Annotated in this window: 22 protein-coding genes and 2 riboswitches; of the genes, 2 read left to right on the top strand and 20 right to left on the bottom strand. The window is 66.8% G+C overall.

The window, feature by feature from the left end; translation table 11 throughout:
• Positions 1 to 34: 34 nt before the first annotated feature.
• The 5 genes from IVB41_RS17500 to IVB41_RS17480 form a co-directional block, all read right to left on the bottom strand.
• A complete protein-coding gene (locus IVB41_RS17500; RefSeq protein WP_247433244.1) occupies positions 35 to 1,330 on the bottom strand; it encodes an aminotransferase class III-fold pyridoxal phosphate-dependent enzyme in 1,296 nt (431 codons plus the stop codon).
• A gap of 10 nt (positions 1,331 to 1,340) precedes the next feature.
• Positions 1,341 to 2,921, bottom strand: coding sequence for a hydantoinase B/oxoprolinase family protein (locus tag IVB41_RS17495; RefSeq protein WP_247433241.1), 1,581 nt, complete (start codon positions 2,919 to 2,921; stop codon positions 1,341 to 1,343).
• Complete coding sequence (locus tag IVB41_RS17490) at positions 2,918 to 4,927, bottom strand: hydantoinase/oxoprolinase family protein (RefSeq protein WP_247433238.1); 2,010 nt, start codon at positions 4,925 to 4,927, stop codon at positions 2,918 to 2,920. Before IVB41_RS17490 ends, IVB41_RS17495 begins: the two co-directional genes overlap by 4 nt.
• 459 nt (positions 4,928 to 5,386) lie before the next feature.
• Positions 5,387 to 6,814, bottom strand: coding sequence for a PepSY domain-containing protein (locus tag IVB41_RS17485; protein ID WP_247433233.1), 1,428 nt, complete (start codon positions 6,812 to 6,814; stop codon positions 5,387 to 5,389).
• Positions 6,815 to 6,825: 11 nt separating this feature from the next.
• Positions 6,826 to 9,189 carry a TonB-dependent receptor gene (locus IVB41_RS17480; RefSeq protein ID WP_247433231.1) on the bottom strand — a complete coding sequence of 788 codons (2,364 nt, stop codon included), beginning with the start codon at positions 9,187 to 9,189 and terminating at the stop codon, positions 6,826 to 6,828.
• Positions 9,190 to 9,305: 116 nt separating this feature from the next.
• Positions 9,306 to 9,508: riboswitch (cobalamin riboswitch) on the bottom strand.
• A gap of 72 nt (positions 9,509 to 9,580) precedes the next feature.
• Here IVB41_RS17480 and IVB41_RS17475 point away from each other — a divergent pair.
• Complete coding sequence (locus IVB41_RS17475; RefSeq protein ID WP_247433228.1) at positions 9,581 to 10,153, top strand: histidine phosphatase family protein; 573 nt, start codon at positions 9,581 to 9,583, stop codon at positions 10,151 to 10,153.
• Here the strand turns inward: IVB41_RS17475 and cobT are convergent, their stop codons facing one another.
• The 8 genes from cobT to cbiT all read right to left on the bottom strand — a co-directional run bounded on the left by cobT (position 10,154) and on the right by cbiT (position 17,360).
• On the bottom strand, positions 10,154 to 11,206 hold the full coding sequence (gene cobT, locus IVB41_RS17470; RefSeq protein WP_247433225.1) for a nicotinate-nucleotide--dimethylbenzimidazole phosphoribosyltransferase: 1,053 nt from the start codon (positions 11,204 to 11,206) through the stop codon (positions 10,154 to 10,156).
• A gap of 15 nt (positions 11,207 to 11,221) precedes the next feature.
• Entirely contained in the window at positions 11,222 to 11,971 is a 750-nt protein-coding gene (cobF, locus tag IVB41_RS17465; RefSeq protein WP_247433222.1) for a precorrin-6A synthase (deacetylating), read from the bottom strand.
• 45 nt (positions 11,972 to 12,016) lie between these two features.
• The gene (locus IVB41_RS17460) at positions 12,017 to 12,694 is read right to left on the bottom strand and encodes an energy-coupling factor ABC transporter permease (protein ID WP_247433219.1); all 678 of its coding nucleotides are present in this window, start codon (positions 12,692 to 12,694) and stop codon (positions 12,017 to 12,019) included.
• 36 nt (positions 12,695 to 12,730) lie between these two features.
• A riboswitch (cobalamin riboswitch) is annotated at positions 12,731 to 12,951 on the bottom strand.
• 45 nt (positions 12,952 to 12,996) lie between these two features.
• The gene (gene cobA, locus IVB41_RS17455; protein WP_247359744.1) at positions 12,997 to 13,728 is read right to left on the bottom strand and encodes a uroporphyrinogen-III C-methyltransferase; all 732 of its coding nucleotides are present in this window, start codon (positions 13,726 to 13,728) and stop codon (positions 12,997 to 12,999) included.
• Positions 13,725 to 15,035 (bottom strand): cobyrinate a,c-diamide synthase, encoded by a 1,311-nt coding sequence (locus IVB41_RS17450; RefSeq protein WP_247433216.1) that lies wholly within the window; start codon positions 15,033 to 15,035, stop codon positions 13,725 to 13,727. Before IVB41_RS17450 ends, cobA begins: the two co-directional genes overlap by 4 nt.
• Positions 15,035 to 15,817 (bottom strand): precorrin-4 C(11)-methyltransferase, encoded by a 783-nt coding sequence (gene cobM / locus IVB41_RS17445; RefSeq protein WP_247433212.1) that lies wholly within the window; start codon positions 15,815 to 15,817, stop codon positions 15,035 to 15,037. Before cobM ends, IVB41_RS17450 begins: the two co-directional genes overlap by 1 nt.
• Positions 15,814 to 16,182 (bottom strand): cobalamin biosynthesis protein, encoded by a 369-nt coding sequence (locus tag IVB41_RS17440; RefSeq protein ID WP_247433210.1) that lies wholly within the window; start codon positions 16,180 to 16,182, stop codon positions 15,814 to 15,816. Before IVB41_RS17440 ends, cobM begins: the two co-directional genes overlap by 4 nt.
• Positions 16,179 to 17,360: a precorrin-6Y C5,15-methyltransferase (decarboxylating) subunit CbiT gene (gene cbiT / locus IVB41_RS17435; protein WP_247433207.1), complete on the bottom strand. Its 1,182-nt coding sequence runs from the start codon at positions 17,358 to 17,360 to the stop codon at positions 16,179 to 16,181. The genes IVB41_RS17440 and cbiT overlap by 4 nt, the downstream gene beginning before the upstream one ends.
• Here cbiT and IVB41_RS17430 point away from each other — a divergent pair.
• On the top strand, positions 17,359 to 18,105 hold the full coding sequence (locus IVB41_RS17430) for a cobalt-precorrin-6A reductase (protein ID WP_247433204.1): 747 nt from the start codon (positions 17,359 to 17,361) through the stop codon (positions 18,103 to 18,105). The genes cbiT and IVB41_RS17430 overlap by 2 nt on opposite strands.
• Here IVB41_RS17430 and cobJ read toward each other — a convergent pair.
• From cobJ to IVB41_RS17395, 7 genes are read right to left on the bottom strand one after another with little or no spacing between them, the layout of a single operon-like run.
• The gene (gene cobJ, locus IVB41_RS17425; protein WP_247433200.1) at positions 18,081 to 18,815 is read right to left on the bottom strand and encodes a precorrin-3B C(17)-methyltransferase; all 735 of its coding nucleotides are present in this window, start codon (positions 18,813 to 18,815) and stop codon (positions 18,081 to 18,083) included. The two genes, IVB41_RS17430 and cobJ, sit on opposite strands and share 25 nt — an antisense overlap.
• Entirely contained in the window at positions 18,812 to 19,543 is a 732-nt protein-coding gene (locus tag IVB41_RS17420) for a precorrin-2 C(20)-methyltransferase (RefSeq protein ID WP_247433197.1), read from the bottom strand. The genes cobJ and IVB41_RS17420 overlap by 4 nt, the downstream gene beginning before the upstream one ends.
• Before the next feature lie 2 nt (positions 19,544 to 19,545).
• Entirely contained in the window at positions 19,546 to 20,175 is a 630-nt protein-coding gene (locus IVB41_RS17415) for a precorrin-8X methylmutase (RefSeq protein WP_247433194.1), read from the bottom strand.
• Positions 20,175 to 21,338 (bottom strand): precorrin-3B synthase, encoded by a 1,164-nt coding sequence (cobG, locus tag IVB41_RS17410; protein ID WP_247433191.1) that lies wholly within the window; start codon positions 21,336 to 21,338, stop codon positions 20,175 to 20,177. Before cobG ends, IVB41_RS17415 begins: the two co-directional genes overlap by 1 nt.
• Positions 21,335 to 24,583 (bottom strand): cobaltochelatase subunit CobN, encoded by a 3,249-nt coding sequence (gene cobN / locus IVB41_RS17405; RefSeq protein ID WP_247433188.1) that lies wholly within the window; start codon positions 24,581 to 24,583, stop codon positions 21,335 to 21,337. The genes cobG and cobN overlap by 4 nt, the downstream gene beginning before the upstream one ends.
• Positions 24,583 to 25,617: a cobalamin biosynthesis protein CobW gene (gene cobW, locus IVB41_RS17400; RefSeq protein ID WP_247433183.1), complete on the bottom strand. Its 1,035-nt coding sequence runs from the start codon at positions 25,615 to 25,617 to the stop codon at positions 24,583 to 24,585. The genes cobN and cobW overlap by 1 nt, the downstream gene beginning before the upstream one ends.
• Positions 25,614 to 25,997 (bottom strand): DUF1636 domain-containing protein, encoded by a 384-nt coding sequence (locus IVB41_RS17395; RefSeq protein ID WP_247433179.1) that lies wholly within the window; start codon positions 25,995 to 25,997, stop codon positions 25,614 to 25,616. The genes cobW and IVB41_RS17395 overlap by 4 nt, the downstream gene beginning before the upstream one ends.
• Between the last annotated feature and the right edge of the window lie 19 nt (positions 25,998 to 26,016).

The following is a 26,016-nucleotide window of genomic DNA, read 5'->3' as shown; positions in this document are numbered from 1 at the left end:
CCGATCGGCACAGTGTGCGTTGCACGATCTAACCTCATGTCTGCTCGTCATCCGCAACATCGAGACCGTGGTCGAGTGCATCCAGAAGCTGCCCGGCCTCATGCTCGGAGATCACCAGTGGCGGCGCGAGGAACAGCGAAGTCTGCTCGCCGCTGGTCCCGATCACGGCGCCCGCCTCCAGCGCCCGCTCCGCGACGCGCGAGGCGATTGGCACCTCGGTGGTGTCGGCGTGCCAAGAGCGCCAGTCCGGCCCGTGCAGCTCCACGGTCCAGTGCAGCCCCTGCCCCGCCACGCGCCGCACGCTCGGATGTTTCTGCGCGATGGCGAGAAGGCGGCGGGTGAAAAGCTTTTCGAGGCCCCTCACGTGCTCCAAAATCTTGTCATCGTTGACGACCTTCAGATAGGCGCTGACGGCAGCCATGCTGATGGGATGCCCGCGCAGCGTGCCGTAATTCTGCCAGCTCGTGCCCTTGAGCCGTTCGACGATGTCTTTCGATACCACGACCGCGGCAACCGCCGCCGCGCCGCCACCGAGCGATTTTCCGAGTGTCACGATGTCAGGACGGCTTTCGGCGCCCTGGAAGGCGAACCAGCGCCCGGCGCGGCCGGCGCCGGTCACCACTTCGTCGGCGATCCAGTAGGAGCCAGCCTGCCGCGCGCACCGCGCCACCTCGTCCTGATACGCGCCGTCGTAGTAGATGCCGCCTTGGGTGTAGTCGATGATCGTCGCTGCGGTATCCGAAAGCAGGCGCGTGGCATCGGCCAGATATTCGCTGGGGGGAGCATTGTTGGCCGGCGCGCCGTAGATCGCGCCCTGCGGCGCCGGCAATATCCGCACCGGCGCCATCGGCGCCGGCAGCTTTGAGCCGCCTGAGTGCACCGCAAGGCCGCCATGCCATTGCGGCTGCACCGTCATGCTGCGCGACAGGCCCGTAATGCCGTGATAGGCGCGTTCGCGCGTCGCCAGCGCGGACCGCTGCGTCAACGCCTGGCACAGCGACAGCGCCATGTCGTTGGCCTCGCTGCCGCTGATGCAGAAGCGCACCGCGCCGACCCAATCCTCTTCGCCTCTGAACGCGGTGGCCATCAAATCGTCAGCGGCCTGCTCACGGCCGACCCAGGTCCACCCCTCGTTCACGACGGGCGTATCCGCGGCGCGGCGGATCGCCTCCACCATCGCGGAATGACGATGTCCGAGGCCGCCGCCGGTGTTGCTGCCGTCGATGAGCTTGCGACCATCGGACAGATGGAAATAAACGCCCTCGCCGCCGACCACGGCCATGGGCGCGCTGTCGCCGGCATTCAGCCCGGTTCGCAACAATCTACTCATCGCAATCCCTTCATTCCGCAGCCTCGACGCCGTAGCCACCGCCGCCGCACGTCTCGATCGTGACGAGATCGCCTTGCTGCAGCACCAGGTTCGACTTGCCGTCGATCGCGACGTTCGCGCCCTGCCGGATCAGCGAGATGCGGCAGGCCTTGCCGGGTTCGCCGCCCTGCATGCCGAACGGCGCCATCACCATGCGCTCGATGCAGGTGGTCAGATGCATCGACGGCGCCAGGATGCGATAGCTACGAATGACGCCGTCCCCGCCGCGATGGGCGCCCGTGCCGCCGGACTGCCGGCGAATGGCTTGCTGCTCGATTTGGATCGCGTAATTCGCCTCGATCACCTCGACCGGCGTGTTCGAGGTGTTGGACAGATGCACCCGCGTCGCCGAGATGCCGGCCCGATCATGCCGCGCGCCCTCGCCACCGCCGTGGACCTCGTAGAGCATCTTCCATGAACCGTTCTGTCGCGGCTCGGCGAAGAAGAGGACACCCGCCGTGGTCGCTCCGCCGGCCGATAGGCGCTCCGGAATAGTGTCCTGCATGGCCCGAATAATCGCATCGACGATGCGCATCGAGGTCTCGTGGTTGCCGGCCGCAACCGAGGCATTCCAGCCCGGCTCCAGGATCGAGCCCGGGCGCGTGATGATGGTCAGCGGCCGCAACGCGCCCGCGTTCTGGTTCATGTCGCGCCCGCTCATGATGCGCGCGGCATAGGCCACCGCCGAACGCGCCATGAACGGCGTGGTGTTGCAGAAATTCGAGACGCGGTCGCAGCTTCCCGAGAGGTCGAAGGTCGCTTCGTCGCCTGCAATGGTGATCTTGACATGAATGCGCGCAGGCGCGTCGTTGACGCCGCCGTCGTCCAGATAGTCCTCGCCCTCGTAGACGCCATCCGGCAGATCGCGCAACGCCTCACGCATCTCGATTTCGGAGAGATCGTGCAGGCGCGACTGCGCCGCCGTGAAGACCGCCTTGCCGTGCTCGCGGCAGAGCTCGACGATGCGCTTCTCACCGGCTTTCGTTGCGGCGATCTGAGCGAGAAGATCGCCCTCGCAGGATTCGGGATCCCGAACATTGGCCTTGAGCAGCTGCACGATCGGCGTATTGACGCCGGCCGCCGTGGCGATCAGAACCGGCGGAATGCGCATCGCCTCCTGGAAGGTGTCGATGGCTTTCGCAAAATAGCTGCCGGGCCAGGTGCCGCCAATATCGGGCCAATGCGCGAGGCTGACCGCGAACGCCACGATCTCGCCGTCGACGAAGACGGGCCGCACGACCTTGACGTCGTTGAGATGATTGCCGCCGAGCGGGCCCACATTGTAGATCAGTGCGTCGCCGTCGTTCAGGCTGTCGCGCGGCACCACCTTCAGCAATTCGAGGACCGTGTAGGCCATCGCGCCGAGATGGATCGGGATGTCGCGCCCCTGCCCGACCAGGTCGCCGCGGGCGTCCGTGATCGCCGACGACAGGTCGCCGGCCTCACGCAGCAGCGGCGAGCGCGCCGAGCGCGTCATCACCAGGCTCATCTCCTCGGCCGCGGCCGAGAGCCCGTGCCTGATGACCTCGACGACGAACGGATCGAGCTTCATGCGGCCCCCCGCCTCAGGAACAGATTGCCTGAAACATCAGGCCTCGCCTGCCAGCCGGGCGGGACCACCACGGTCGACCATGCGTCTTCAATGATGGCCGGCCCGCTGACGATTTCGGTCAGCGAGGCACGGTCGATGATGCTTGCGGCGATGTCGTGAAAGCCATCGAACGAGCAGATGCGCTCGCCTTTGGAGACCGTTCTGACCGCGATGGCCGGCCGGCTCACGACGGTCGTCGATGGACGGCGTGCCTGCACCCGCACGGATTCGATGACGCAGCTCTCGCCCGTCGCATAGCCGAACAGCTCGTGGTGCCGGGCCAGAAAGTCCTTCTTCAGCCTGATAATGTCGAGCGGTCGCGCGAACGGCACCGGAATGGCGTCGTTCTGCGCCGCGTAGCGCATCAAGGCCACCAGTTCGACCCGAATTTCAGTCGTGGCAACGCCGTTGGCGATGAGCGGCGCCGAGGCATCATCAATCAGCACCCCGATCCGCTCCGACACGCGGGCGAGGTCGATGCCGTCAAGTGCAGCACGCAAGGTTTGCTGCTGGAGGAAGCTGAAATCGGCAGTGAGACAGCCCAGTGCCGAAAACGCACTCGACGCGCTGGGAACGACCACCTCGGCAATCCCGTAGAGATCGGCAAGGCCCGCGGCATGCATCGGGCCACCACCGCCAAAGGCGAGCAGCGTGCAGTCGCGCCCGTCGATGCCGCGCTCCACGGTGACGCGGCGGAGCGCACGCGCCATTGTCGCATTCGCGACCTTGATGATGCCGAGCGCGGTTTCGGTCAGGCTCAGCCCCAGAGTGCGCGCGATCGGCGCGATGACATCACTGGCTGCCTTGATATTGATTCCGATCCGGTCGCCGAGCCTGGTTTCGGGATTGAGATAGCCGAGCACGGCGTTAGCGTCGGTGATAGTCGGCTCGGTACCGCCGCGGCCGTAGCAGGCCGGTCCGGGCTCGGAGCCGGCGCTTTCCGGTCCGACGGTCAGGCCACCGGGACCATTGCGCACGATCGATCCGCCGCCCGCCCCGATGGAATGAACCGCAAGCATCGGCTGACGCAGCGGCTTGTCACCGAGCATGCGGCCGTCGGTCATCTCGGCCTGGCCGTCGACGATCAGGCAGACGTCGGTCGTGGTGCCGCCCATGTCGAACGTCAGCATCCGCGATGTGCCGAGCTGACGTGCGATGCTGACCGATGCCGCGACGCCGGCCGCCGGACCGGACATCGCCATCACCAGCGGCCGCCGCTTCACGGCCGAGATCGGGACCATGGCACCGGCCGAATGAAACACCTGCAGGCCGGCGCCGATCGGCAGCCGCTGCTCCAGCTCGCTGAGATATTCCACCGCGATCGGCATGGCAGCCGCGTTGAACACGGTTGCCGAAGTCCGCTCGTATTCGCGCGCCTCGGGATTGACCTCGTGCGACAGCGAGACGTGGGCAACGACGCCCTTGAGCCGCTCGCCGAGCACCTTCTCGTGCACCGGATTGGCGTAGGCATGAAGCAGCGCGACCGCGACGCTCTGCACGCCGGTTGTTTTCAGCCACGCCACCAGGCGCTCGATCTCCGCCTCATCCAGCGCCTTCAGTACCTGCCCCTCGTGGTCGAGGCGCTCGGCAAGCCCAAAACATCGTTCCGGCGGCACCAGCGGCGGCGATTTCGGCGGGATGTCGAGACGGTAGAGATCGCGGCGGCGATAGCGCGCGATCTCCAGCACGTCGGCAAAGCCTTCGGTCGCGACCAGCGCCACTTTCGGCAGCCGTCCCTCGACGATTGCGTTGGTCACACGCGTGGTGCCGTGGACGAAGCGCTTGACCTCGCTCTTGCGCAGGCCCACCGCCTCGATCGCCTCCAGCATCGCCTGAACTGGAGCCTGCGGGCGCGACGGCACTTTCGCGATCCGCGCCTCCGCGGGGGAGTGTCGGATCGCGATGATATCGGTGAAGGTGCCGCCGATATCGGTGCCGACTTCCCAGTGATTTTCGTCAGCGCTCATGTGTGGGTCAGCTGCGGACGACATTCGAACCGGAGGGCGGGTGGTTCCCATCCGTCGCGAAGTACAATCCCAAGCCGAGAGCGCTCATCGTCATCCCCTGTCATGCCACCGCTTGCGAGCGTGCGACAGAGCGATGGGCTCGGGATAGGTCAGAGTTGTCGCAACGCACTGGAGCAGCCCGCGACCGGCGCGGCGCGCCAAGGCACATTTTAGGGCAGCGCTGCCCGCGGGGAGTGCAGGCCAGTGCGGATCGTTCCACGCGAGATAAGTGCGGCGCACCACGAGTTTTCCCGAACGAAACGCGACATCCGCTGCACTGCAATCCACACGCCGCGCACGGACTGTCTAATTTGCAGGCGATCGACCGGCGCTACGGGCCGTGCGATTGCTCACGAGCTATGCATGGCAGTCGGCTCAGCCTCTCTTTATTGTACGATCAGTAAGCAGTGGTTTTGCCGCTCAACGCATCGCGACCAAGCGGCGCCAGCCGATGACGATGCCCGTGATGGAGAACAGAAGGCCGAGGGTGCAGAGCCCGACGACCAAGCCGTCGCGCAGCAACGGACGCGTCAGCAGGACCGGAAAATCCAGCGTGTGCAGCGCGCCGTAGAACCAGCGATAAGCCCGCCGCGACGAATCCAGCCTTTGCAGCAAATTGCCATCGGCGCCTTCGATGTCGAACCAGAGGTCACCGCAGTACGAGCGGTAGACCGGGGCGCCCGGGACATTGGACCGCGCGGGATAGTCGTCGTTGTCGGCAAGTACGGACGGACCGCTGCAGCCGGCCGCAAGGCGCGCGGTCAGCCCCTGGACCTCCTGCACATCCAGAGATCCCGTTGGTCCATCGCGGGGCGCGTCGCCTGCCTTGATCAAGGTCTGGCCGGCAAGGCCCGTCCGGTCCCGCCGATAGAGAGTGCCGTTGAAGGCAAACCATTCGATCTCGCGGGTCGACGGCGATACAGGCTGCCAATCGAGCGATGCAGCCGCCGCCCAGTTCGGTGAAGCGTTCATCACGCTGGATTCAGCCGAGGTCAATTGCCCACGCGAGAACAGCCGCCCATGATCCATGGAGAGCCAGCCACTGAAAATCCAGCTCAGTACGAACACCATGGCCGCGAGGCCGATGAGATGATGCAGGGCATGCCAGCCACGATAGGGCGATCCGATTAGACCGCTTCGAGGTTTGATCCGCCCAAGTCCGAGCACAGCGCCAAGCAAAGCTGCGATCAGCGCCAGCAGCGACAAGGTCCAGACCACGCGATCCCACAACGACCAATTGCTTCGCAGAACTGTTGGATAGATCCAGTGCAGCACACTGCCGATGAGATTCCAGGTCCGCTCGCTGCGCGTCGTATCCAGGACGATCTCGCCGCTGAGCGAGGAGACATAGACTTCCGTTCCAGCGGAGTCGCCCAAGGCAACACGAAACAAGGGCCGATGGCGGTCAAAGCCGTTCGGCACGCTCCATTGGTCGTAGTCCGAGCGCGCAACGATCGCGGCCCGCGCGGCATCGAGCCCGCGGCTGCGTGCGTGGTCTCGCGCGATGGCCAGCGCGACCTCGGAAGACGAGACCGACGCGTCGACCCCGTGGGCGGCGAGGACTGCGCCTGCGCGCGATGGCCCCGAAACGACATAGACTGGTCCGTCGCTGCGCTGGATCAGGCGAACGCGCGTCGCATCCGCGATCGCGCTCGCGGCAACGGCATCGGCGACCGCGATCGTCATCTCAACGCGATCCAGCGGCACGAGGCCGGCAAAGCGTTCCGCTTCCGTCAGGGACGGAAACGGAACGAAGTGCATCACGATTCCCGTCGCGAACCACATCGCGAACAGCAGGCAGAACGCGATCCCCAGCCATCGATGCAGCAGGACGATCGCGCGCATCATCGGTCAGCGTCCTACCATTTGAACGCGGCCGAAATTTCGTAGGTCCTGGGCGCGCCCAGCAGGATCTGATCGGGATAGAACGGATCGCCCCAGATCGCGTAACGCTTGTCGGCGATGTTGCGCACCCGGAATGTCAGGCGGGCCTGATCGACCGCGTTGAATACGGTCTTGGGGATGTCGACGAAGGCGTAGACATCGGCCACGGTATAGGCCTTCAGCGTCACGGTGTTGGCATCGGCGTTGTAGCGGTCGCCGACGTGGCGGCCGGTGATGCCGAGCTCGACCGCCCAGGGCGCGAAGAACCGGTACGACGCGCCGGCATTGGCGACGACGCGCGGCACGTTCGGCGGCGTATTGCCGGAGAACGAGCCGCCGACGAAATCGTAATCGGCATAGCGGGCGTCGACATAGGCGATGTTGCCCCAGAGGCGCAGCGGCTCGATCGGACGCACCGAGGCGGCAAGCTCGACGCCCTTCGACTCCTGCCGCCCGGCGAGGTTGAGCTGCATGCCGCCTGCCGCCGCATAGACGTTCTTGCGCAAGATGTCATAGGCCGAGAACGACCACTCCGCCCGGTTGTCCCAGAACAGGTGCTTGACGCCAGTCTCGTAGGTGCGCGCGGTGGTCAGGTTGAGCGGATCGGTCGGATTGAGCAGGAAGATGTTGTTGGCTGCGATCTCCGCGCCGGTCGCATATTGGCTGAAGAAGGTCAGGCCCGGAACGGCTTCCCACGTGTAGCCGATACGGCCCGTCGTCGGGACCCAGGATTGCGAGAACGGAAAACCAGCGTTCACAAGCCCGGTCTTGTCGGTCGAGTTGCGGTCGAGCCCGATATGCTCGACGCGGAGGCCACCGACTAGCGCAAAGGTCCGTGTCAACTTCAACCGGTCCTCGAACGACAGCGCCGCGTTGTCGATCCGCGCGGTCTGCTGCTTAGTCGTGAGCAAGCCGTAATAGCCGCGATCGGGATTGACCAGCGAGACGGAATCATCGGGAAAATTTGCGGCGCCCGGCCTCACGAAATCAAGGTAGCTTGAGGAAAGCGTCGTGACCAAGCGGTTGACAAAGCCGGCGATATTCGCATCCCAGATCAGGTCGGTGATGTTTCCGACCAAGCGTTGGCTGTGCGCGACGTAGAAACGCTCGCGATCCACCATGTTCGAGTTAGGGAGGCCCGAACTGGCATTGAACGCCTCGACCTCATTGTTGAACCATGTGCGCTCTGCGCCATAACCATAGGCCTGGCTTTTCAGCGTCAGGTCTGGCGCGAGCTTCAGCTCGAAACCGCCGCGCAACCACACCTCCTGCGCGACGTTGAGATTGTCGAGGACGTTGTAGTTCGTGTTGAAGGTGCGGTCATCGATCGTGACCGCACCGAGATCAGTCTTGTTGAAATAATTGCCGGACACGATTCCCGTCGTCGCGTGCGAACCACTGAAGGCAATCGGCACCAGCGGCGCACCCCAATAGGCTTTCGAGCGATCCTCGCGGTATTCGATCGCGCCCCAAACCTTGAGGCTGTCGGAGATGCGGTAGTTGAGCTGGCCCGAGACGTCGAGCGTCTTGGTGTTGGTGTCGTCGGCAAAGCCGTTGAGCGAGGAACGACTGACGTCGAAGCGGTAGTCGAGTCCCTGCACATTGGTGCTGCCGCCCGATCCGTAATGCGCCCGGAACGAGTTCAGCGAATCCCAGGAGAAATCCGCCTCGTTCCGGATCGGACCGGTGTGCGGTTGCTTGGTGACGAAGTTGATTGCGCCGCCGGCGGCGCCCTCGCCCGACATTAGCGAGGCCGGCCCCTTCAGGAATTCGACAGCCTCCAGATTGGCCGTGTCGGTGATCCGCGAGGTCATGTTCTGCGGGCCGATCTTGATGCCGTTGTAGAGCGTGTTGATCTGGCTGTTGGTGAAGCCGCGCATGGAGAAAGCCGAGGGCTCCGCCGGATTGTCGCCGGCTGTGACGCCCACCGCGCCCTGCGCGACGTCGGACACGGTGCGATAGCCCTGCTCGCGCATGGTTGCGGCCGAGATCACCTCCACGGTCGCGGGCGTTTCGCGAACGGTCAGGCCAAGGCGCGAGGCGCTTTCGGCGACGGCATTGGTATTGAGCGGCGTCTGTGCTGCCGCAGTCGGCACGACAGGCTTGGGCACTGCGGATGCAGTCTCCGGCCGGCGCGCTGCTGCGCGGCGTGAGCTCTGCGCGTCGCGTCCGGCCGGGCTGGCCTGCCTGCGGGATTGTGGCGCCGACACCTCGACGGGCGGCAGTGGCTCGCGGGCCTGCTGCGCCAAGGCCGCTGGCATGTCGATGGCGATGAAAGATGTGAGAGCGGCGCATGCCAGTAGGAAACGGCGTGGTCCTACGATACAAAGGGAATACACGGTCTTGGACCTCGGTGTGACGTCAGTGGCACGTCACCGCGAACCAAGGTCCCATCTTCCGGCTCATAAGCCTTCCGATGAAGCCGAATGTCTGTACTCCCCGACCGACATCTTCGCGTGTGACCACGGCTGACGGCAGGTCTCCTGGCTCGCGGGTCACTACCTTGCGTCGCCTTCCCGGGACCGAGATACCCAGTGGCATGTGATGCAAGATTCGCCGCTTACAGTTGCGGGGGCAGCCACGGCATTGGGGACAATGTCCCCGCACCGCATTCCCTTTTCATCCCCTCTCGGGGAAACCGTCGCGAGCATCTAGGATTACGATCCAGACAGAGTCAATGTGCCAGTTGCGGCGTTATTGCCACAACGACCAGTTTCCTTGGAGATAAGCATGGAAGGCGAGACCTTCCTTTGGCTGATACGGCACGCGCCCGTCGATGGCGTCACGGGGACGATCCATGCGGCCGACGCACCGGCCGATCTCGGCGCTCGCGCGCAGCTGGAGGCGCTGCGGCAGCGCCTGCCGCGCGGCGCCGCGAGCTATGCCAGCCCGTCGCGGCGCACGGTCGAGACAGCCCGCGCGCTGGGGCTCGAGCCGCTGCAGGTGGACGAATTCAGCGAGCAAGACTTTGGCGACTGGACCGGCCGTCGGCATGACGAACTCGCCGCGACCGGCGGCGAGGCCTATGCACAGTTCTGGAGCGATCCGGCGCGCGGACGGCCGCCGGGCGGCGAAAGCTTTGAGGATCAGGTCGCGCGGGTCCGGCTGGGTCTGTCGAGGGTCGGTGCCGGGACCGCAACGCTCGTCGTGCATTCCGGCACGATCCGCGCGGCGCTGTGCATCGCGCTCGATCTGACACCACAAGCTGCCCTGCGCTTCGTGATCGATCCGCTGTCGCTGACCAGGATCGACCGGCTCGCGACCGGCTGGCGCGTCGTCTACGTCAATCAGCGGACGATTTGATCAGGCCGGACGATCAGGCACATTGGCCTGCGCAAAGGTCGCCATGCCGTTGTGGAGCGCACAGGCCGAGCGCACCAGCGGCAGCGCGATGGCCGCGCCCGATCCTTCGCCGAGCCTGAGATCGAGGCTGATCAGCGGTTGCACATTCAGCGCGCGCAGCACCAGCCGATGGCCCTGCTCCGCCGACTGGTGCGAGGCCAGCAGGAACGGCTGGCACGAGGGGTTGAGCCGCGCCGCCGCCAGCGCCGCCACCGACACGATGAAGCCGTCGATCAACACGGGGATGCGGCGCTGGGCAGCCGCGATAATTGCACCGCAGATGGCCGCGATTTCGAGACCGCCGACGGCGCACAGGATCTTTTCCGGCGAAGTGCCCGCAATGCCATGGCGTGCAATCGCAGCGTCGATCACCCGCGCCTTGTGCACACGGCCGGCCGCGTCGATGCCGGTACCGCTGCCCGCGATCTCCTCAGCGCTCACGCCGAGCAGGCTCGCCGCAATCGCAGCCGACGTCGTGGTGTTGCCGATGCCCATCTCGCCGAAGATCAGAAGATCGGGCTGCCCGGCCTGCGCGCGCGTCACCGCACGTCGGCCGGCTTCGAACGCAAATGCCAGCTCTGCGGGGGTGAGCGCGGCTTCGATGCTGAAATCGCGCGTGCCGCTGCGCGGCTTGTCGGTCACGATTCCAGCCATCTCCTCCTGCGCCAGCGTGCCAGCGTCGACAACCTCCAGGCTGGAGCCCAGCTCACGCGCGAGCACCGAGATCGCGGCACCGCCGGAGGCGAAGTTCGCCAGCATCGCGATGGTCACTTCCTGCGGATAGGCCGAGACGCCCTGCGCGACGATACCGTGATCGCCGGCGAAGATGATGATCGGCACCCGCGCCGCGCGCGGTTGCTCGGTCGCTTGCAGACCCGCAAGCTCGATTGCGAGCTGCTCGAGCCGGCCGAGCGCGCCGGTCGGTTTCGTCAGTTGCGCCTGCCGCGCCACCGCCGCCTCGCGGTGGACTGCGGAGATGTCGGGGCATTGTTGGGTGACCCATTCGGGGAGCATGCTGCCTCGCTTGCCTCACAGCCCGCGCTTGAGGATGTAACTGTCCATGATCCAACCGTGCCGTTCGCGCGCCTCTTGCCGCACGGCGACGATGCGCGGGCCGATCTCGGCCAGCGCGCCGGACATCACGATCTGATCGGGCATGCCGAGATAGGCCCCCCACCAGATGTGCAGGCCCGCCGGATCAAGCGACTGGAACGCCGTGCCGCCGTCGAGCATCACCACCACGGTATCGACACCTGCCGGCCAACCGCCATCGCGCAAGCGGCGTCCGGTCGTGACCAGAAACGGCTCGCCGATGTCGTTGAGCGGCATCGCATGCGCCGCGCACAGCGCCTGGATCGAGGTGATGCCGGGCACGACCTCGATCTTGGGCGAGGGATTGAGCCGCCGCGCAATGCGCAGCGAGGAGTCGTAAAGCGAGGGATCGCCCCAGATCAACAGCGCGACCTTGCCCTCGCCTTCGAGATGGTCCCCGATCGTCTGCGACCAGACAGCGGCGACGGCATCGTGCCAATCGTCGACGCCCTTGCGATAGTCCGCTTCAGCGGCGTCGCGGACGGGCAGATCGAACTCGGCGATGCGCGTCGTGTCACTGGTGAGCACATCGGCGCAGATCGTCCGCCTGAGATCGGCGAGATCGGATTTTGCGGTCCCCTTGCGCGGGATCAGGACGAGATCGGCCGCGTTGATGGCCGTGATCGCGGCGCGCGTGAGCTGCTCGGGATCGCCGCAACCGATGCCTATCAGGGAGAGCGTGAGCATCGTAGCTGCGAAGGGCGGCCATAACGGCCGCCCATTCGCTTGTCTCTAGGCCGCGTTGTGCAAACGCGGAGTGACGAGGGCGGCCGCGGTGACGCCGCGCAGCGACTTCGCCAGCGCCAGCACGCCGAGATCGGCGAGCGGCTCGATCACGATAACGAGCGCATAGGATGCCGCGAAGGTCGCAATGTTGGCGAGGTTGGTCGCGCCGAAGCCGGAGCCATAAATCGCCCAGAACGCCACCCAGGCGATGACACCCGCCTGATAGGTCGTCGAAAGCGCCAGCGCCTGGCGGTACTTCAGATCGACATAGGCCGTGTTGCTCGAAATGATCCGCGTGGCGATTGCCTGGATCCCGAACAGCGGCACCAGCAGCGTGGTGACGTTCATGCCATATTGCGGCAGGTCGGGCGGCTCGAAGAAGATGCCTTGGAACAGCAGGCCGAACGCGAGGCCGAAGGCCGCAGGCGCAGCTCCAAACAGCAGGAACAAGGTCGAGCCGAGGATGAAGTGCACTTCGGAGACGCCGACCGGGAAGTGCGGCAGGATCTCGAAGAAGACGAACACGAGGCCGGTGGTGGCGAGCGTGCGCGCCGCGAACGACGTGATGCCCTGCTCGCGCACGGTCTCGACCGCGAGCTTCAAGGCAACGCCGCCAACGGCGATGCCGGTTGCGTAACTCAGCACGAGCTTGGCGTCCGAGACTAGTCCGGGTTCGATATGCATGGCTCAGATCCTTCTTGCCGTCACACCCGACGGCCTTGGCCTCAAAACGTGCACGGCCGGTCTCCTGGTTCGCGGTTCACTGGGAGTCTCCGGCCTTCCCGAACCTTGCGGCCCAATGGCTGATCGAAGTCCCTCACCGCTTACAGTCGCGGGGGCGGCTGGGGTTTTGGGCGCCGCAACTGGGTCCGCCCATCCCCATTCCCGATTCTGCTCCGGCGCTTTGCGCCGCGTCGAGCACCATGCGTCTCCTGTGTGCCCCTTTCGCCAGCCGGGCGTCAAGGGGCGAAGGGCGGCCGAGACCGTCATGACGGATAATCCCCCGCCAGCGCGCCGAACAGGATGACGGCCGCCGTGGAGGCCGCTCCGCCCCGCGCAAGCTGCTCGGCAAGTTCCGAAATGGTGGTGCGGACCAGTCGCTCATCGGGACGGCCGAGCGATTCGGCAAACAACGCCGGCGTGGTTGGGGCGAGCCCGTGCTCGATCAATTTGACGACAAGCGCCGGAAACGTCCGCCGGCCCATATAGACTACGGTCGTCGCCTCCGGATCGGCCAACGCCGCCCAATTGAGGTCTGGCGGCAGCTCGCCGGTGACGTCTGCCCCGGTCACGAACTGCACGCGGCGCGAGGTGTGACGCCGGGTCAGCGGAATGCCGGCTTGCGCGGCGGCGACACAGGCCGACGTGACGCCGGGAATGATCTCGTAGCCGATGCCCGCTTCACGCAGCGTCTCGAGCTCCTCCTCGAGCCGGCCAAAGATGCCGGCATCGCCCGACTTCAATCGCACCACGCGCGCGCCTGTCACGGCGTAGTCGACCAGCAGGCGGTTGACGTGGTGCTGCTTGGTCGAGGCCCGTCCCGCCCGCTTTCCCACCGCGACGAGATTGGCGCCGGGCCGGGCCAGATCGAGGATCGCGCCCGAAGCAAGATCGTCATAGAGCACGACGTCGGCCTCGCGCAGGCGCGCGGCACCCTTGAGCGTGAGCAGCTCGGGATCGCCGGGCCCGGCGGAGACAAAGGACACAAAACCGCTCACCGGTCCTCCGCGATCAGGTGGAAGAACGTGCCGGTGGCTTGTCCCCGCCGCGAGCCGGTCTCGGCGATGACGGCGCCTGTCGCGTCGTGCACGACCGCCAGCGGCGTATCGGGTTGCGCGACGATCGTCGAATAGTGGAATTCATGGCCACGCAGGCGTGCACCCGCCTGATGACCCGGCATCGGCGCGGCGAGCTCGGCCAGACGATAGCCCAGATGCATGCGGCGCTTGGCAAAACTCGTCTCCAGGCCGAGCAGGCCCGTCATCTCGTGGCGGATGCCGTCGGCATCGGTCAAAGCGGTGCCCAGCACCATATAGCCTCCGCATTCGCCATGCACCGGGCGCGTTTCCGCGAAGGCCCGCAATCCGCTGCGGAAGCGCGCATTGGCCGCGATCTTGCCGGCCTGCAGCTCGGGATAGCCGCCAGGCAGCCAGCACACATCGGCGCTCGGATCAGGGCCCTCGTCCGCCAGTGGCGAGAATGTCGAGATCTCCGCACCCGCCGCGCGCCACGCTTCCAGCATATGCGGATAGACGAAGGAGAACGCGGCGTCACGGGCAAGCGCAATGCGCTGGCCGGGCGGCGTCACGTTCACGCCGCTTGCGGCAGGTTGCGGCGACCAGGTGGCAGCCGAACGCAGCACCGCGTCGAGATCGACATGCTCGGCGACGAAGCGTGCGGCCTCGTCGATGAGTTTGCCGATTTCCGCCTGCTCCTCGGCCTGCACCAGGCCGAGATGCCGCTTCGGCAGGCTGATCTCGGCATGGCGCGGCAGCGCGCCGAACACGGCGATGCCGGCGTCCAGCAGCGCACGCCGCACGAGGGCTTCATGGCGCGGGCTGGCAACGCGATTGAGCACGACGCCCGCAAGGCGCACACCGGGACGGTAGTCGCGAAGGCCCGCCGCGATTGCCGCCGCAGTTTGTGCCTGTCCCGAGGGATCGATCACCAGCAGCACCGGCCAGTCCAGCATCTCTGCGATATCGGCGGTCGCTCCCGTGCCGCAGACGCCGCGCGCGGCAACGCCGTCGAACAGGCCCATCGAGCCTTCGGCCAGCACGACATCGGCGTCAATGCCGCGACTGACGAGATGCGAGATTGTCCCGCGACCCATCGCCCAGCTGTCGACGTTGACCGAGGCGCGTCCCGTAGCGGCCGCATGAAACGCGGGATCGATGTAATCGGGGCCGCTCTTGAAGCACTGCACCCGCAATCCGCTGTTGCGCCAGGCGCGCGCGAGCGCAAGCGTCAGCGTGGTCTTGCCGACGCCCGAGGCCGGCGCGGAGATGACGAGCCCTGCCGCCATCAGGACACCTCCGGAAAGCGCGGCTCGGCGCCCACGGGGCGATAGCGGCGGTCATAGTCAGCTGCATAGAGACGGCTCTCGGAAAAAACCGCCGAGCCCAGCGTCTTGCCGACCAGGATGAGCGCGGTGCGCTCCATCTCGCTGCCGACGGCAACGTCGAGTGTTGCGAGCGTGGCGCGGATGATGCGCTGGTCGGGCCAGCTCGCGCGCCAGACGATCGCGACCGGACAATCCGCGCCATAATGCGGCGTCAGCTCGCCGACGACCTTGTCGAGCAGATGAATCGACAGATGGATCGCGAGAACCGCGCCGGTAGCGGCGAAGGCGGCGAGCTTCTCGCCTTCGGGCATCGCACTGGCGCGGCCCGGCGTGCGCGTCAGCACCACCGTCTGGGCAAGGCCGGGCAGCGTCAGCTCGGCCTCCAGCGCAGCCGCGGCGGCTGAGAAAGAGGGAACGCCGGGGGTGACCGTGTAGGGAATGTCGAGCGTGCGCAGGCGGCGGAGCTGCTCGCCCATCGCCGACCAGATCGAGAGATCGCCGGAATGCAGCCGCGCAACGTCCTTGCCGTCCGCTTGCGCGGCGGCGATCTCCGCGATGATCTCGTCGAGCGACAGCGGCGCGGTGTTGACGATCCGCGCGCCGGGCGGGCAATGCGCCAGCACGCCTTCGGGGACAAGCGAGCCGGCATAGAGACAGACCGGACAGGCGGCGATGAGGTCGCGGCCGCGCAATGTCAGCAAATCAGGGGCGCCCGGCCCCGCGCCGATGAAATGCACCGTCATGCGCCGTCTCCTTCCGCGATCGCCGCGGTCGCGGTGCGATCCTGCGAGACCACCCGCGTCGCGATCAATCGCGCGCCAGGTCCAGCTACCGCAAGCGCTGCCGCTTCGGCGACTGATCCCGTCCCGAACTTTTTCGCGATGAGGTTTGACTGCGTCGGCGTGTCGATGCCGGCCAACATTTCGGCGGCGACCGCCTTGATCGGCACGCCGCATTCGCGCGCGAGCTGCTTCAGAACCTCCGCGCCGGCCTTGTCGCTGACCGTCGCCACTGCTGCGAGGCCTTCGGGACCACCGGCCGCCATCAGCACCTCGCGCAGCGAGGCCAGCGTGACATCCTTTTTGAATCCGAGCCCGGCGACCTTCATCGGACTGCGCTCCATTGCACCACGGGCCGCGCCGCCTCCCAGGACCGGTAGCGGCCGAGGGAAGCGGCGTGCGCAATCTCCACGCGCATCAGTTCGCCGCCGTGGCGCCGGTGCAGCTCACCCAGCAGCGCTTCCGTTTCCAACGTTACTGAATGCGCGACCAGCCGCGTACCGGGCGAGAGCCGCGACCAGACCGCGTCGAACATCGCGATGTCGAGACCGCCGCCGATGAAGACGGCATCAGGTGCGTCCAGCGCGGCAAGGGCTCCAGGCGCTTTTCCCGTGATGACTGTGATCCGATGTGCCAACCCGAACGCCGCTGCATTGCTGCGAATGTTGGCGGCGCGATCCTCGCGCGCCTCGACGGAGATCGCGGTGCCGCCGCACAGCGTCCACTCGACCGAGATCGAACCCGAGCCCGCGCCAATGTCCCACAGCCGTTCACCGGGACGCGGCGCCAACGCCGAGAGCGCGAGCGCACGGATCGGACGCTTGGTGATCTGGCCGTCATGGACGAAGAGTTCGTCCGATAGTCCCGATCTACGGGGAAGGCCCTGCGCTCCTCTCGCCTCCACCGCCACCGTCACCAGGCTCCCGGCAAGATCGCCTGCAAAACTGTCGGCGCGATGCTCGTTGATAATTTCTCGCGGCCCGCCAAGCGCGGTGAGTGTCCAGAATGTCGAGGCACCCCATCCGCGCGCCGTCAGCCATTTCGCGAGATCGCCTGCCGCCTTCGCGTCGCGCACGAGGCAAATGATGCGTGCGCCTCGCGCCAGATGCGGCACGAGACGCTCGAATGGCGCGGCGTGGAGACCGAGACAAGCAATTGCTTCGAGGCGCCAGCCCAGTCGCGCGGCGGCGAACGAAAACGTTGACGGCGCGGAATGCGCAATCCACTCGCCGGCGCCCAGCCTTTCGGCGAGGTTCGCGCCGGCGCCGTACCAAAACGGATCGCCGGAGGCGAGCACCGCCGTCGGGCGGCCGCGGCAGCTCAACACGACATCTGCATCGAACGGCACCGGCCATGGACGGCCGCGCCCGGTCACGCCGGCAAGCGCAAGATGCCGTTCACCGCCAAACACGGTTTCGGCAACATCGAGCGCCTTTCGGCTTGCCTCGGGCAGCCCGGCAAGGCCATCTTCGCCGATACCGATGATGGTCAGCCAGGGATCAGCCATGACGCGCGCCCTCATTCTGGGCGGAACGGCCGACGCGAGCCTGCTCGCGGCGGAGATCGCGCGCGCCGGCATTGACGCTGTGTATTCCTATGGCGGCCGCACCCGCGCGCCCGCCGGTCAGCCGTTGCCGACGCGTATCGGCGGTTTTGGCGGCGTCGGCGGTCTTGCCGATTACATTCGTCGGGAAGAGATCACGCACGTGATCGACTCGACCCATCCCTTTGCCGCCGAGATGAGCCGCAATGCGGTCGCGGCATGCGCGGAAACCGGGACGCCGCTGATCGCTCTGGAGCGGGCGCCCTGGACCAAAGCGCCCGGCGACAACTGGATCGAAATACCTGATGTCAACGCCGCGGTCGCCGCACTGCCCGAGGCGGCGGCAAATGTGTTCCTCGCGATCGGCCGCCAGCACATCGCACCGTTCGCGACCAAGCCGCAGCACGCCTACACGCTGAGATTCGTCGATCCGCCCGATGCGCCCCTGCCCTTTGCCGCGGACGTGATCGTGTCGCGTGGGCCATTCACGCTTGAGCGCGAGCTGGAGATGATGCGCAAACGCAGCATCACCCGGATCGTCGCCCGCAATTCGGGCGGCGACGGCGCGCGCGCCAAGATCGACGCTGCGCGGGTACTCGGCCTGCCGGTGATCATGATCGCACGACCGCAACTGCCGGAAAGATTGCGGGTCGAGGGCGTGGCCGAGATCATGCAATGGCTCAGTCATCGCACCTGCCTCGGCGCATAGACCCAGCGGCCGACGCGGCGTGTCTGCGAGTTGCCCACGATCACCAGCGTGCGCATGTCGGCCATTTCAGGTGTCGCTTCGTTCAGCCTGACGGTCTCGATCTTTTCATCGGCGGCGCTGATCGCGCGCGCGAAGATCACGAGCCGTTCGCCGCAGCTGGCTTCGTTCAGCACCGCGAGCGCACGGCCAAAACCCTCCGGCCGGCTCGCCGAGCGCGGATTATACATCGCAATGGCAAAATCGGCTTCCGCGGCGAGCCGCAGGCGCTTCTCGATCACCGCCCACGGCTTGAGATTGTCGGAGAGATTGATCGCACAGAAATCGTGGCCGAGCGGCGCGCCGGCGCGCGCGGCAGCCGCCAGCATCGCAGTGATGCCGGGCAGCACGCGGATCGGCAGCTCCTGCCATTGCGGCGCCTGTTCGAGCGCCTCGAACACGGCAGAGGCCATCGCGAAGACGCCGGGGTCGCCCGAGGACACGATGACGACTTGTCCGCCTTCGGCCGCGAGCCGCAGCGCTTCGCTCGCGCGCTGCAGCTCTTCGCGATTGTCGGTGGGATGCAGTTTGAGTCCCGATCGCGGCGGCACGCGCGCGACATAGGGCGCGTAGCCCAGAATGTCGGTCGCGGCGGCAAGCGCGGAGGAGACCTCGGGCGTCACCAGCGCATCGCTGCCCGGCCCGAGGCCCGCGATGGTCAGCGTGCCCGTCATTCGGCGGCGTCCGGATGCCGGCCCTTGCCGTGCACGAGCACGATCGCGAAATAGGGGCAGTCGGCGGCATCGATCTCCGCGAGCCGCACCACGCGCTCGCCGGGCATGGTGCCGCGCTCGACCAGCCAGGCGTCGTCCAGCCGTCCGGCGGCAGCGAGCGCGCGGCGGACCTTTGCCAGATTGCGCCCGGTCTTCATGATCACGAGCGCATCGGAATCGCGCATGCGGCGCTCGAGCTCGGCCTCGGCGAGCGTGCCCATGAGCACCGTCGTCACGTCATCACCGAGCGCGATCGGCTGTCCCACGCCATTCCAGCAGCCGACCATGCCGGGAATGCCGGCGATCACCTCGATCTCGACGCGGCCCTGCAGGCGCGTGTGCAGATGCATGAAGGAGCCGTAGAAGTAAGGATCGCCCTCGCAGAGCACGACGACGTCGACCGCGCGCGCCAGCCGCGCCAGTCGCTCCGCCCATTCGTCGTGGAAGCCGGCAAGCAGCTGGACATATTCAGGCGTGTCGAAGGCGATCTCGGTCGTAACAGGATATTCCATCGGATATTCGGTGACGTCGGCAGCCAACATGCCCTCGACGATGCGGCGCGCCTGGCCGGCCCGGCCCTTCTTGCGGAAATAGGCGACATGCCTGGCGCCACGCACCGTCCGGTCCGCGCGCACGCTCATCAAATCGGGATCACCGGGGCCGAGACCGCAGCAAATGATGCGTCCCATCGCTATTCGCTCCGGCTCGCCAGCGCGTTCACGGCGGCGACCGTGATCGCGGAACCGCCGAGGCGGCCCTCGACCGTGAGCGCCGGCACCTTCGGATCGGCCATCAGCGCAGCCTTGGATTCGGCCGCGCCGACAAAGCCGACGGGACAGCCGATGATCGCCGCGGGCCGCGGGCAGCTCCGGTCCTCCAGCATGTTGAGGAGATGAAACAACGCGGTCGGCGCATTGCCGATCGCCACGACCGCGCCGTCGAGATGCGGCCGCCACAGCTCCAGGGCCGCAGCCGAACGGGTGTTGCGCATGGACTGCGCGAGCGCGGGAACGGTCTCGTCGCCCAGCGTGCAGATGACGGCGTTGGCGGCGGGAAGCCGCGCGCGCGTAATTCCTTCGGAGACCATGCGCGCGTCGCACAGGATCGGTGCGCCCTTCTGCAACGCCGCGCGGGCGGCGACCGCCATGCCTGATGTGAAGCGGATATGCGCCTCCAGGCCGACCATGCCGGCGGCATGGATCATCCGCACCACCACCTGCTCCTCGTCCGGCGTGAAGTGCGCAAGATCAGCTTCAGCGCGGATGGTCGCAAAGGACTGCCGGTAGATCGCTGCGCCGTCGGTCTCGTAAATGTGCGGCATCAGTGTCCTCCCATCAGGATGGAGGGATCTCTGACGATGTCGTCGCGGTTCAACCCCCGCAGGATGGGCTCATCGCGCGTCGACCCGGCACGCACGAGGTCGAAGCCGGCGCTGGTCGCAACCAGAGTGATGGCGGCGGGACCGGAATGGGCGCAACCCTTGGCACAGCCGGAGACGTGGAGCCGTGCGGCCGCGCCGATGTTCGGGGCCAGGGCCGCGGCAAGGCCGCGGGTATCGGCATGCGCCTCGCGACAGCGTGGCGCACCGCTGCAAGCGATGACGCGCAGCGCAGGGTCGTAGGCCTCGGTGATAAGACCGGTCACGCCCGGCATCGCGCGCTTGCCCTCGCTCAAAACCATCCGCCATGGCGTCATGCGCAGCGCATGTCCGCAACCGGCGAACTGGTTGAGCGTTGCATGCGCCATCTGCCCGAAGGCGACGCCGACCATCGCACCTTGCGAATAGAGGCCGGGACGCGCCGCCGCCATGATCGGCGCCGGCTCGGCCTCGCCGCGCAATGCCTCCGGCAGGATTGCGCCAGTGGCAAGATGCGCCGCCATCCGCCCTCGCCCGCCTCTGGCGCCGCCTGAGATCACGAACCAGTCGGCGAATGCGAGCGCGGTGGTCACGGCCTCGCCACGCGCGACGGAGCGGCCGAGTTTGTCGCCATCAGCCCGGACCAGCAGTGCGCCGGAATAATCGCGCTCGATCCGCACGTCCGCGGAATCGCCCGCAAGCACGCGTGAGGTGCCGTCGTCGACGGCGAAGCCGAACTTGGTTGGAAGTTCGAGCGAGCTGTCGGCGAGCGCCTCCTCGAGCTCGGCGGCGAGCGATTGGGTCGCGTCGCCGGCACGCCAGAACGGCGTCACAAGGATGTTGCGACGGGATTCGGTCTCAGCATCCGGGTCGAGCAGCGCCAGTTGCGCAAGCCCGTCGAGTAGCAGCCTGTGGCTGGTCTCGTTGACGCCCCTGATCTGGAGATTGGCCCGGCTGGTCACGTCGACCAGGCCGTTGCCATGGCGCTCGGCAAGATGGGCCAGTCCGGAGATCTGGGCCGCGTCGAGTCGTCCGCCGAACGGACGCACGCGGACCACGAGCCCGTCGCCCGATTGCATCGGGCGCAGCGCGCCGGGACACCAGCCCTTGACCACGGAAGCGCTCATGACGCCTCCCGCAGCGCAGCCGCGATCGAATTGCGGCGCGTTCGCCAGAGCGAGGCTTCATGCAGGCGCGTGAAACACGTCTCCATCGCCGCCAGCGCCGCCGGATTTTCGCGCGCCATGAAGGCCCGGACGTCGTCGGTGCCGAGTGTCGAATCGTAGTAGAGGTCGAACAGATGCGGCGGCACGGCGCCGGCCAGATGCGCGAAGGCCGCCATGTGCTCGAGCGTTGCGGTGATCTCGGCCGCTCCGCGAAAACCGTGGCGCATCATGCCGGCGATCCAGGCCGGATTGGCCGCGCGTGCGCGGACCACACGGGAGATTTCCTCGGTCAGCGTACGCGCATGCGGCTGCTCGGGGCGCGTCGCATCGAGATGATAGAGCGATGGCCCTGCCGCACCGAGATGTGCCGCGGCGGCCGCAATGCCGGCCTCATGCGCGGCATAGTCGGCCGCGAGCAGAAGATCGGTTTCCGGCAAATCCTGCACGTGCACGAAAGCATCGGCGGATGCGAGCCGCTTCTCGATACCGGCACGATCGAGCCTGATCTCGCCATCGGCCGAAAACGCCCATGACGATGCCGAGAGCCAGGCTTCGCCGGCGGCTTCGCGCGTCTCGGGCGTGAAGGCGTCCGGGATTGCCGAGAGGCCGACGCCGTATTGTCCGGGGCGCGGCGCGAACACGCGCGATGTGCGATGGCGATAGGGATTCTCGTCGCCCTCGTCCTCGCGAGCCGACAGCGCCTCGGCTGCCGCCTCGAACAATTGCGCAAGGCTTGAGAAGACGTCGCGAAACAGGCCCGAGACGCGCAGGGTGACGTCGATGCGGGGCCGGCCAAGCTCGGCAGGCGCGATGATGTCGTAGCCGGTCACACGGCCGGAAGCATGATCCCAGCGCGGTGCGAGGCCGGCCAGATGCAGCGCCATGGCAAACTCCTCGCCTGCGGTGCGCATCGTCGCCGAGCCCCAGAGATCGACGACAAGGCTCTTCGGCCAGTCGCCATGATCCTGCAGATGGCGGCGCAGCAGCTCTTCCGCGAGCTTGATGCCTTGGGCATGCGCCGACGGCGTCGGCACCGCGCGCGGATCGACGGCGAAAAGGTTGCGTCCCGTGGGCAGCACGTCCTGGCGGCCGCGATAGGGTGAGCCTGACGGCCCCGGCGCGACGCGCTGTCCTGCAAGCGCGGCCCGCAAAGCGTCGCGCTCCGCGTCACCGCAGGGGCCGCGGCCGAACACATGCAGGCCGTCGCCGAACTGGCTTTCCTTGAGATCGCAGACGAAACGGTCGATCCGCGGGATCGCTTCAGCGGGCGCCGCCGTTGCATCGAGGCCAAGATCGTCTTCGAGGCCTGCCGCGCGTGCCTCGTCGCGGATCGCGGCGATCAAACGCTGGCGGCGGCCCGGATCGAGGCCATCGGCCGTCGAGTACTCGTCGAGGAGCTGTTCGAGCCTGCGCAACCCGTCCGGCACCGCTGATGCTGCGAGCTGCGGCGGCAGATGGCCGACCGTGACAGCACCCAGGCGCCGCTTGGCCTGCGCGGCCTCGCCGGGATCGTTGACGATGAAGGGATAGATGACGGGCAGATCGCCAATCAGGGCTTCCGGCCAGCACGCCTGCGACAGCGCCACCGATTTTCCGGGCAGCCATTCCAGCGTGCCGTGCGCGCCCATGTGCACGACGGCATCACAGCGCTGCTGCCGGAGCCAGAGATAGAACGCGACATAGGCATGGCGCGGCGTGCGCGCGAGATCGTGATAGTCCGCATCGCGCATGGTCGCATCGCCACGCTCCGGCTGAACCGCGATGATCGACCGGCCGCATGGAATCGCGGCGAAATGGAATGAGCCGTCGCGGCAACCGGGATCGGTCTCCGGCGCGCCCCAGGCTTGCGCGAGATCATCCTGCAAGCCTTGCGGAAGGCGCGACAGCGCAGCACGGTAATCGGCGACGCTCCCGCTCAAGGTCCGCTCGAGCAGCGTCTCGCCCAGTCCATGGACCGGCGCAACATCGAAGCCGGCCTCCGAGAGGTCGGACACCAATGCGTCGACCGACGCCAGCGCATCGAGACCCACCGCATGCGCAATCTGATGCGGACGGCCCGGATAGTTCGAGAGCACGAGTGCCATCCGCTTTTCGGCGACCGGCTTCTCCGCAAGGCAACGCCAGGCCGCAACGCGCGCGGCCACGGCCTTCACGCGCTCCTCGTCCGGCCTGTGTGCCAGATGCGAAAATTGCAAATCGGGATCGCGCATCGCTGCCGATTTGAAGCTCACCACGCCCGCAAACAGGCGGCCGTCCACCTCGGGCAGCACCACATGCATCGCGAGGTCGCCGGGCGAGAGGCCGCGGAGCGAACCCGCCCAGTCCTCGCGGCGTGCCGTGGAGAGCGCGACCTGGAATACCGGGCAGGATGCGGCATCGAACGGCGTCGTGCCGTCGTCGCCCATCGCCGAGAACGCCGTCGCATTGACGATCGCGGCCGGAGGATTTTGCGCCAGATACTCGCGCAACCAATCCGCGACCCCCGCGGCTTTCAACGAGGTGACGAACACACCATGCGCGTCGAACCCCTTCTCGCGCAATGCGGCGATCAGGGCATCGACCGGGCCAGTGTCGGCAGCGGTGAGATAGGAGCGATAGAAGGCCACGAGCGCTCGCGGCCTGCCCTCACCCGACGCCGGCGCGGCAATGACACCGCGCGCCGGATCGTAAAAGCCCATCTCGGGCACGGTCGTCTCGCCGATCACGGGGCCGGCATAGAGGCCCGAAGCCAGCGCAAGCTGCGCGATCGCGGCTTGCGCTGCGACGGGGCCGCCGGTGTCGCAGAGCACCTTGAGCCGCCGCAGCGTCGAGACCGGCAGGGTCGAATACGCATCCAGACGCGTGTCGTCGCGGCCGTCGGCCGGCAGCACGGCCAGCACGATGCCGCGCTCCTTCGCCAGTTGCTGCAGGGCCCCGAGCCCATACGACCAGTAGGATTCCCCGCCGATCAGGCGGACGAGGATGCCGCGCGCCTGCGCAAGCGTGCGCTCGATATAGGTGTCGACCGAGAGCGGATGACGGAGTTCTGCGAGATTGACGAGCCGTAGCGACGGCAGGCTGTCGCGGCCACGACGCCAGCCGGCCGCGAATGTGGCAAGATCGGAATCCGAATACGAGAGCACCACGAGATCGGCCGGGTCCTGGCCGATGTCCCTTGGTATCGCGGTCTCCTCGAGACCGCGGCTCTCGCGGAAGACGACGTGCATCAGACACCAAGTCCCGCTTTGATCGCGGCCTCGTCGATATCGCCATGCTCGCCGATCACGACCAGCTTTGATTGCCTCGCGCCCGCGCCCCAGGGCTTGTCGAACTGGTGGCGTACGCGCTCGCCGACCGCCTGCAGCAAGAGGCGCATCGGCTTGCCTTCCACCGCGATGTAACCCTTGACGCGCAGCACATTCTGTTCGCGCGCCAGACGCTGAACGGATGCAACCAGCGCGTCGATGTCGGTGACCTCGGGAAGGTCAATCACGACAGACGCAAAATCGTCGTGCTCATGATCCTCTTCGCCGTCGTGATGCGAGGGACGCGCGGCGAGATCGTTCTCGGCGGCAGCGCCGAGGCCGAGGATGACGCGCGCGTCGATCGCGCCGTCGGTAATCGCCAGCATCGGCACGCGGCGCGACATCTCGGCGGTGATCGCCGCTTTGGCTGCTTCGAGCCCTGCCGCACCCGCAAGATCGGCCTTGGTCAGCAGCACGATGTCGGCGCAGGCGATCTGGTCCTCGAACACTTCCGACAGCGGCGTCTCATGGTCGAGATTGCCGTCCGCCGCGCGCTGCGCCTCGACCGCAATTGGGTCGGGCGCGAAACGGCCGGCGGCGACAGCTTCGGCGTCGGCAAGCGCGATCACACCATCGACCGTAATGCGCGAACGGATCTCCGGCCAGTCGAATGCCTTGAGCAGCGGCTTCGGCAGTGCCAGGCCCGAAGTCTCGATCAGGATATGATCGGGCCGCACCGGCCGCGACAGCAGCTTCTCCATGGTCGGAATGAAATCGTCCGCGACGGTGCAGCAGATGCAGCCATTGGCGAGCTCGATGATGTTCTCTTCCGGGCAATTCGCATCGGCGCAGGATTTCAGAATCTCGCCATCGACGCCCTCGCTGCCGAACTCGTTGACGAGCACCGCGAGCTTTCTGCCGTTAGCGTTGGCAAGCAGATGCTGGATCAGCGTGGTCTTGCCGGAGCCGAGAAAGCCCGTGACGACCGTGACGGGGACTTTTGCGAGCGAATTCATTCGGCGGCCTCCGGCACGACGGCCAAGGGGAGAATGGGGGGAATGCGGGCAAGCGATTGCTTGCGGAAGATCTCCGGGCGGCTGCGCCAGGCCACGAGGCCATCGGGTGCGGCCGCGTAGGCCGCGGCGCCCGCGACCACGTCGCTGGCATTCGCATCCGACAGACGGCCATAGACATAGGACCAGCGGCCGGGCGCGCTGAGCGCGACCGAGCAACCCTGGTTGCATGCAGACAGGCATTCGACCGGAACCACGCTGACGCCATCGGGCACGCCGGCCTCGAGGATCGCACCATGCAGGCGTTTGCCGGGCGTCGTCTCGCCCTCGCCAAGTGTCTCGCCGGCGCGGCAGGTAATGCAGACATGAAGTGTGACGGCCATCGCTTCTTCCAGAATAAAC

The sequence above is a fragment of the Bradyrhizobium sp. 44 genome (assembly GCF_023073095.1).
In the GTDB taxonomy this organism is placed as follows: domain Bacteria; phylum Pseudomonadota; class Alphaproteobacteria; order Rhizobiales; family Xanthobacteraceae; genus Bradyrhizobium.
The sequence above is the reverse complement of the archived record's forward strand: the minus strand, read 5'-3'. Positions and strand labels throughout refer to the sequence as shown.

Excerpts from the sequence above, each read along its gene's own strand:
- IVB41_RS17500 (WP_247433244.1), bottom strand. The coding sequence starts at position 1,330 with ATGAGTAGATTGTTGCGAACCGGGCTGAATGCCGGCGACAGCGCGCCC.
- IVB41_RS17495 (WP_247433241.1), bottom strand. The coding sequence starts at position 2,921 with ATGAAGCTCGATCCGTTCGTCGTCGAGGTCATCAGGCACGGGCTCTCG.
- IVB41_RS17490 (WP_247433238.1), bottom strand. The coding sequence starts at position 4,927 with ATGAGCGCTGACGAAAATCACTGGGAAGTCGGCACCGATATCGGCGGC.
- IVB41_RS17485 (WP_247433233.1), bottom strand. The coding sequence starts at position 6,814 with ATGATGCGCGCGATCGTCCTGCTGCATCGATGGCTGGGGATCGCGTTC.
- IVB41_RS17475 (WP_247433228.1), top strand. The coding sequence starts at position 9,581 with ATGGAAGGCGAGACCTTCCTTTGGCTGATACGGCACGCGCCCGTCGAT.
- cobT (WP_247433225.1), bottom strand. The coding sequence starts at position 11,206 with ATGCTCCCCGAATGGGTCACCCAACAATGCCCCGACATCTCCGCAGTC.
- cobF (WP_247433222.1), bottom strand. The coding sequence starts at position 11,971 with ATGCTCACGCTCTCCCTGATAGGCATCGGTTGCGGCGATCCCGAGCAG.
- IVB41_RS17460 (WP_247433219.1), bottom strand. The coding sequence starts at position 12,694 with ATGCATATCGAACCCGGACTAGTCTCGGACGCCAAGCTCGTGCTGAGT.
- IVB41_RS17450 (WP_247433216.1), bottom strand. The coding sequence starts at position 15,035 with ATGGCGGCAGGGCTCGTCATCTCCGCGCCGGCCTCGGGCGTCGGCAAG.
- cobM (WP_247433212.1), bottom strand. The coding sequence starts at position 15,817 with ATGACGGTGCATTTCATCGGCGCGGGGCCGGGCGCCCCTGATTTGCTG.
- IVB41_RS17440 (WP_247433210.1), bottom strand. The coding sequence starts at position 16,182 with ATGAAGGTCGCCGGGCTCGGATTCAAAAAGGATGTCACGCTGGCCTCG.
- IVB41_RS17430 (WP_247433204.1), top strand. The coding sequence starts at position 17,359 with ATGACGCGCGCCCTCATTCTGGGCGGAACGGCCGACGCGAGCCTGCTC.
- cbiT (WP_247433207.1), bottom strand. The coding sequence starts at position 17,360 with ATGGCTGATCCCTGGCTGACCATCATCGGTATCGGCGAAGATGGCCTT.
- cobJ (WP_247433200.1), bottom strand. The coding sequence starts at position 18,815 with ATGACGGGCACGCTGACCATCGCGGGCCTCGGGCCGGGCAGCGATGCG.
- IVB41_RS17420 (WP_247433197.1), bottom strand. The coding sequence starts at position 19,543 with ATGGGACGCATCATTTGCTGCGGTCTCGGCCCCGGTGATCCCGATTTG.
- IVB41_RS17415 (WP_247433194.1), bottom strand. The coding sequence starts at position 20,175 with ATGCCGCACATTTACGAGACCGACGGCGCAGCGATCTACCGGCAGTCC.
- cobG (WP_247433191.1), bottom strand. The coding sequence starts at position 21,338 with ATGAGCGCTTCCGTGGTCAAGGGCTGGTGTCCCGGCGCGCTGCGCCCG.
- cobN (WP_247433188.1), bottom strand. The coding sequence starts at position 24,583 with ATGCACGTCGTCTTCCGCGAGAGCCGCGGTCTCGAGGAGACCGCGATA.
- cobW (WP_247433183.1), bottom strand. The coding sequence starts at position 25,617 with ATGAATTCGCTCGCAAAAGTCCCCGTCACGGTCGTCACGGGCTTTCTC.
- IVB41_RS17395 (WP_247433179.1), bottom strand. The coding sequence starts at position 25,997 with ATGGCCGTCACACTTCATGTCTGCATTACCTGCCGCGCCGGCGAGACA.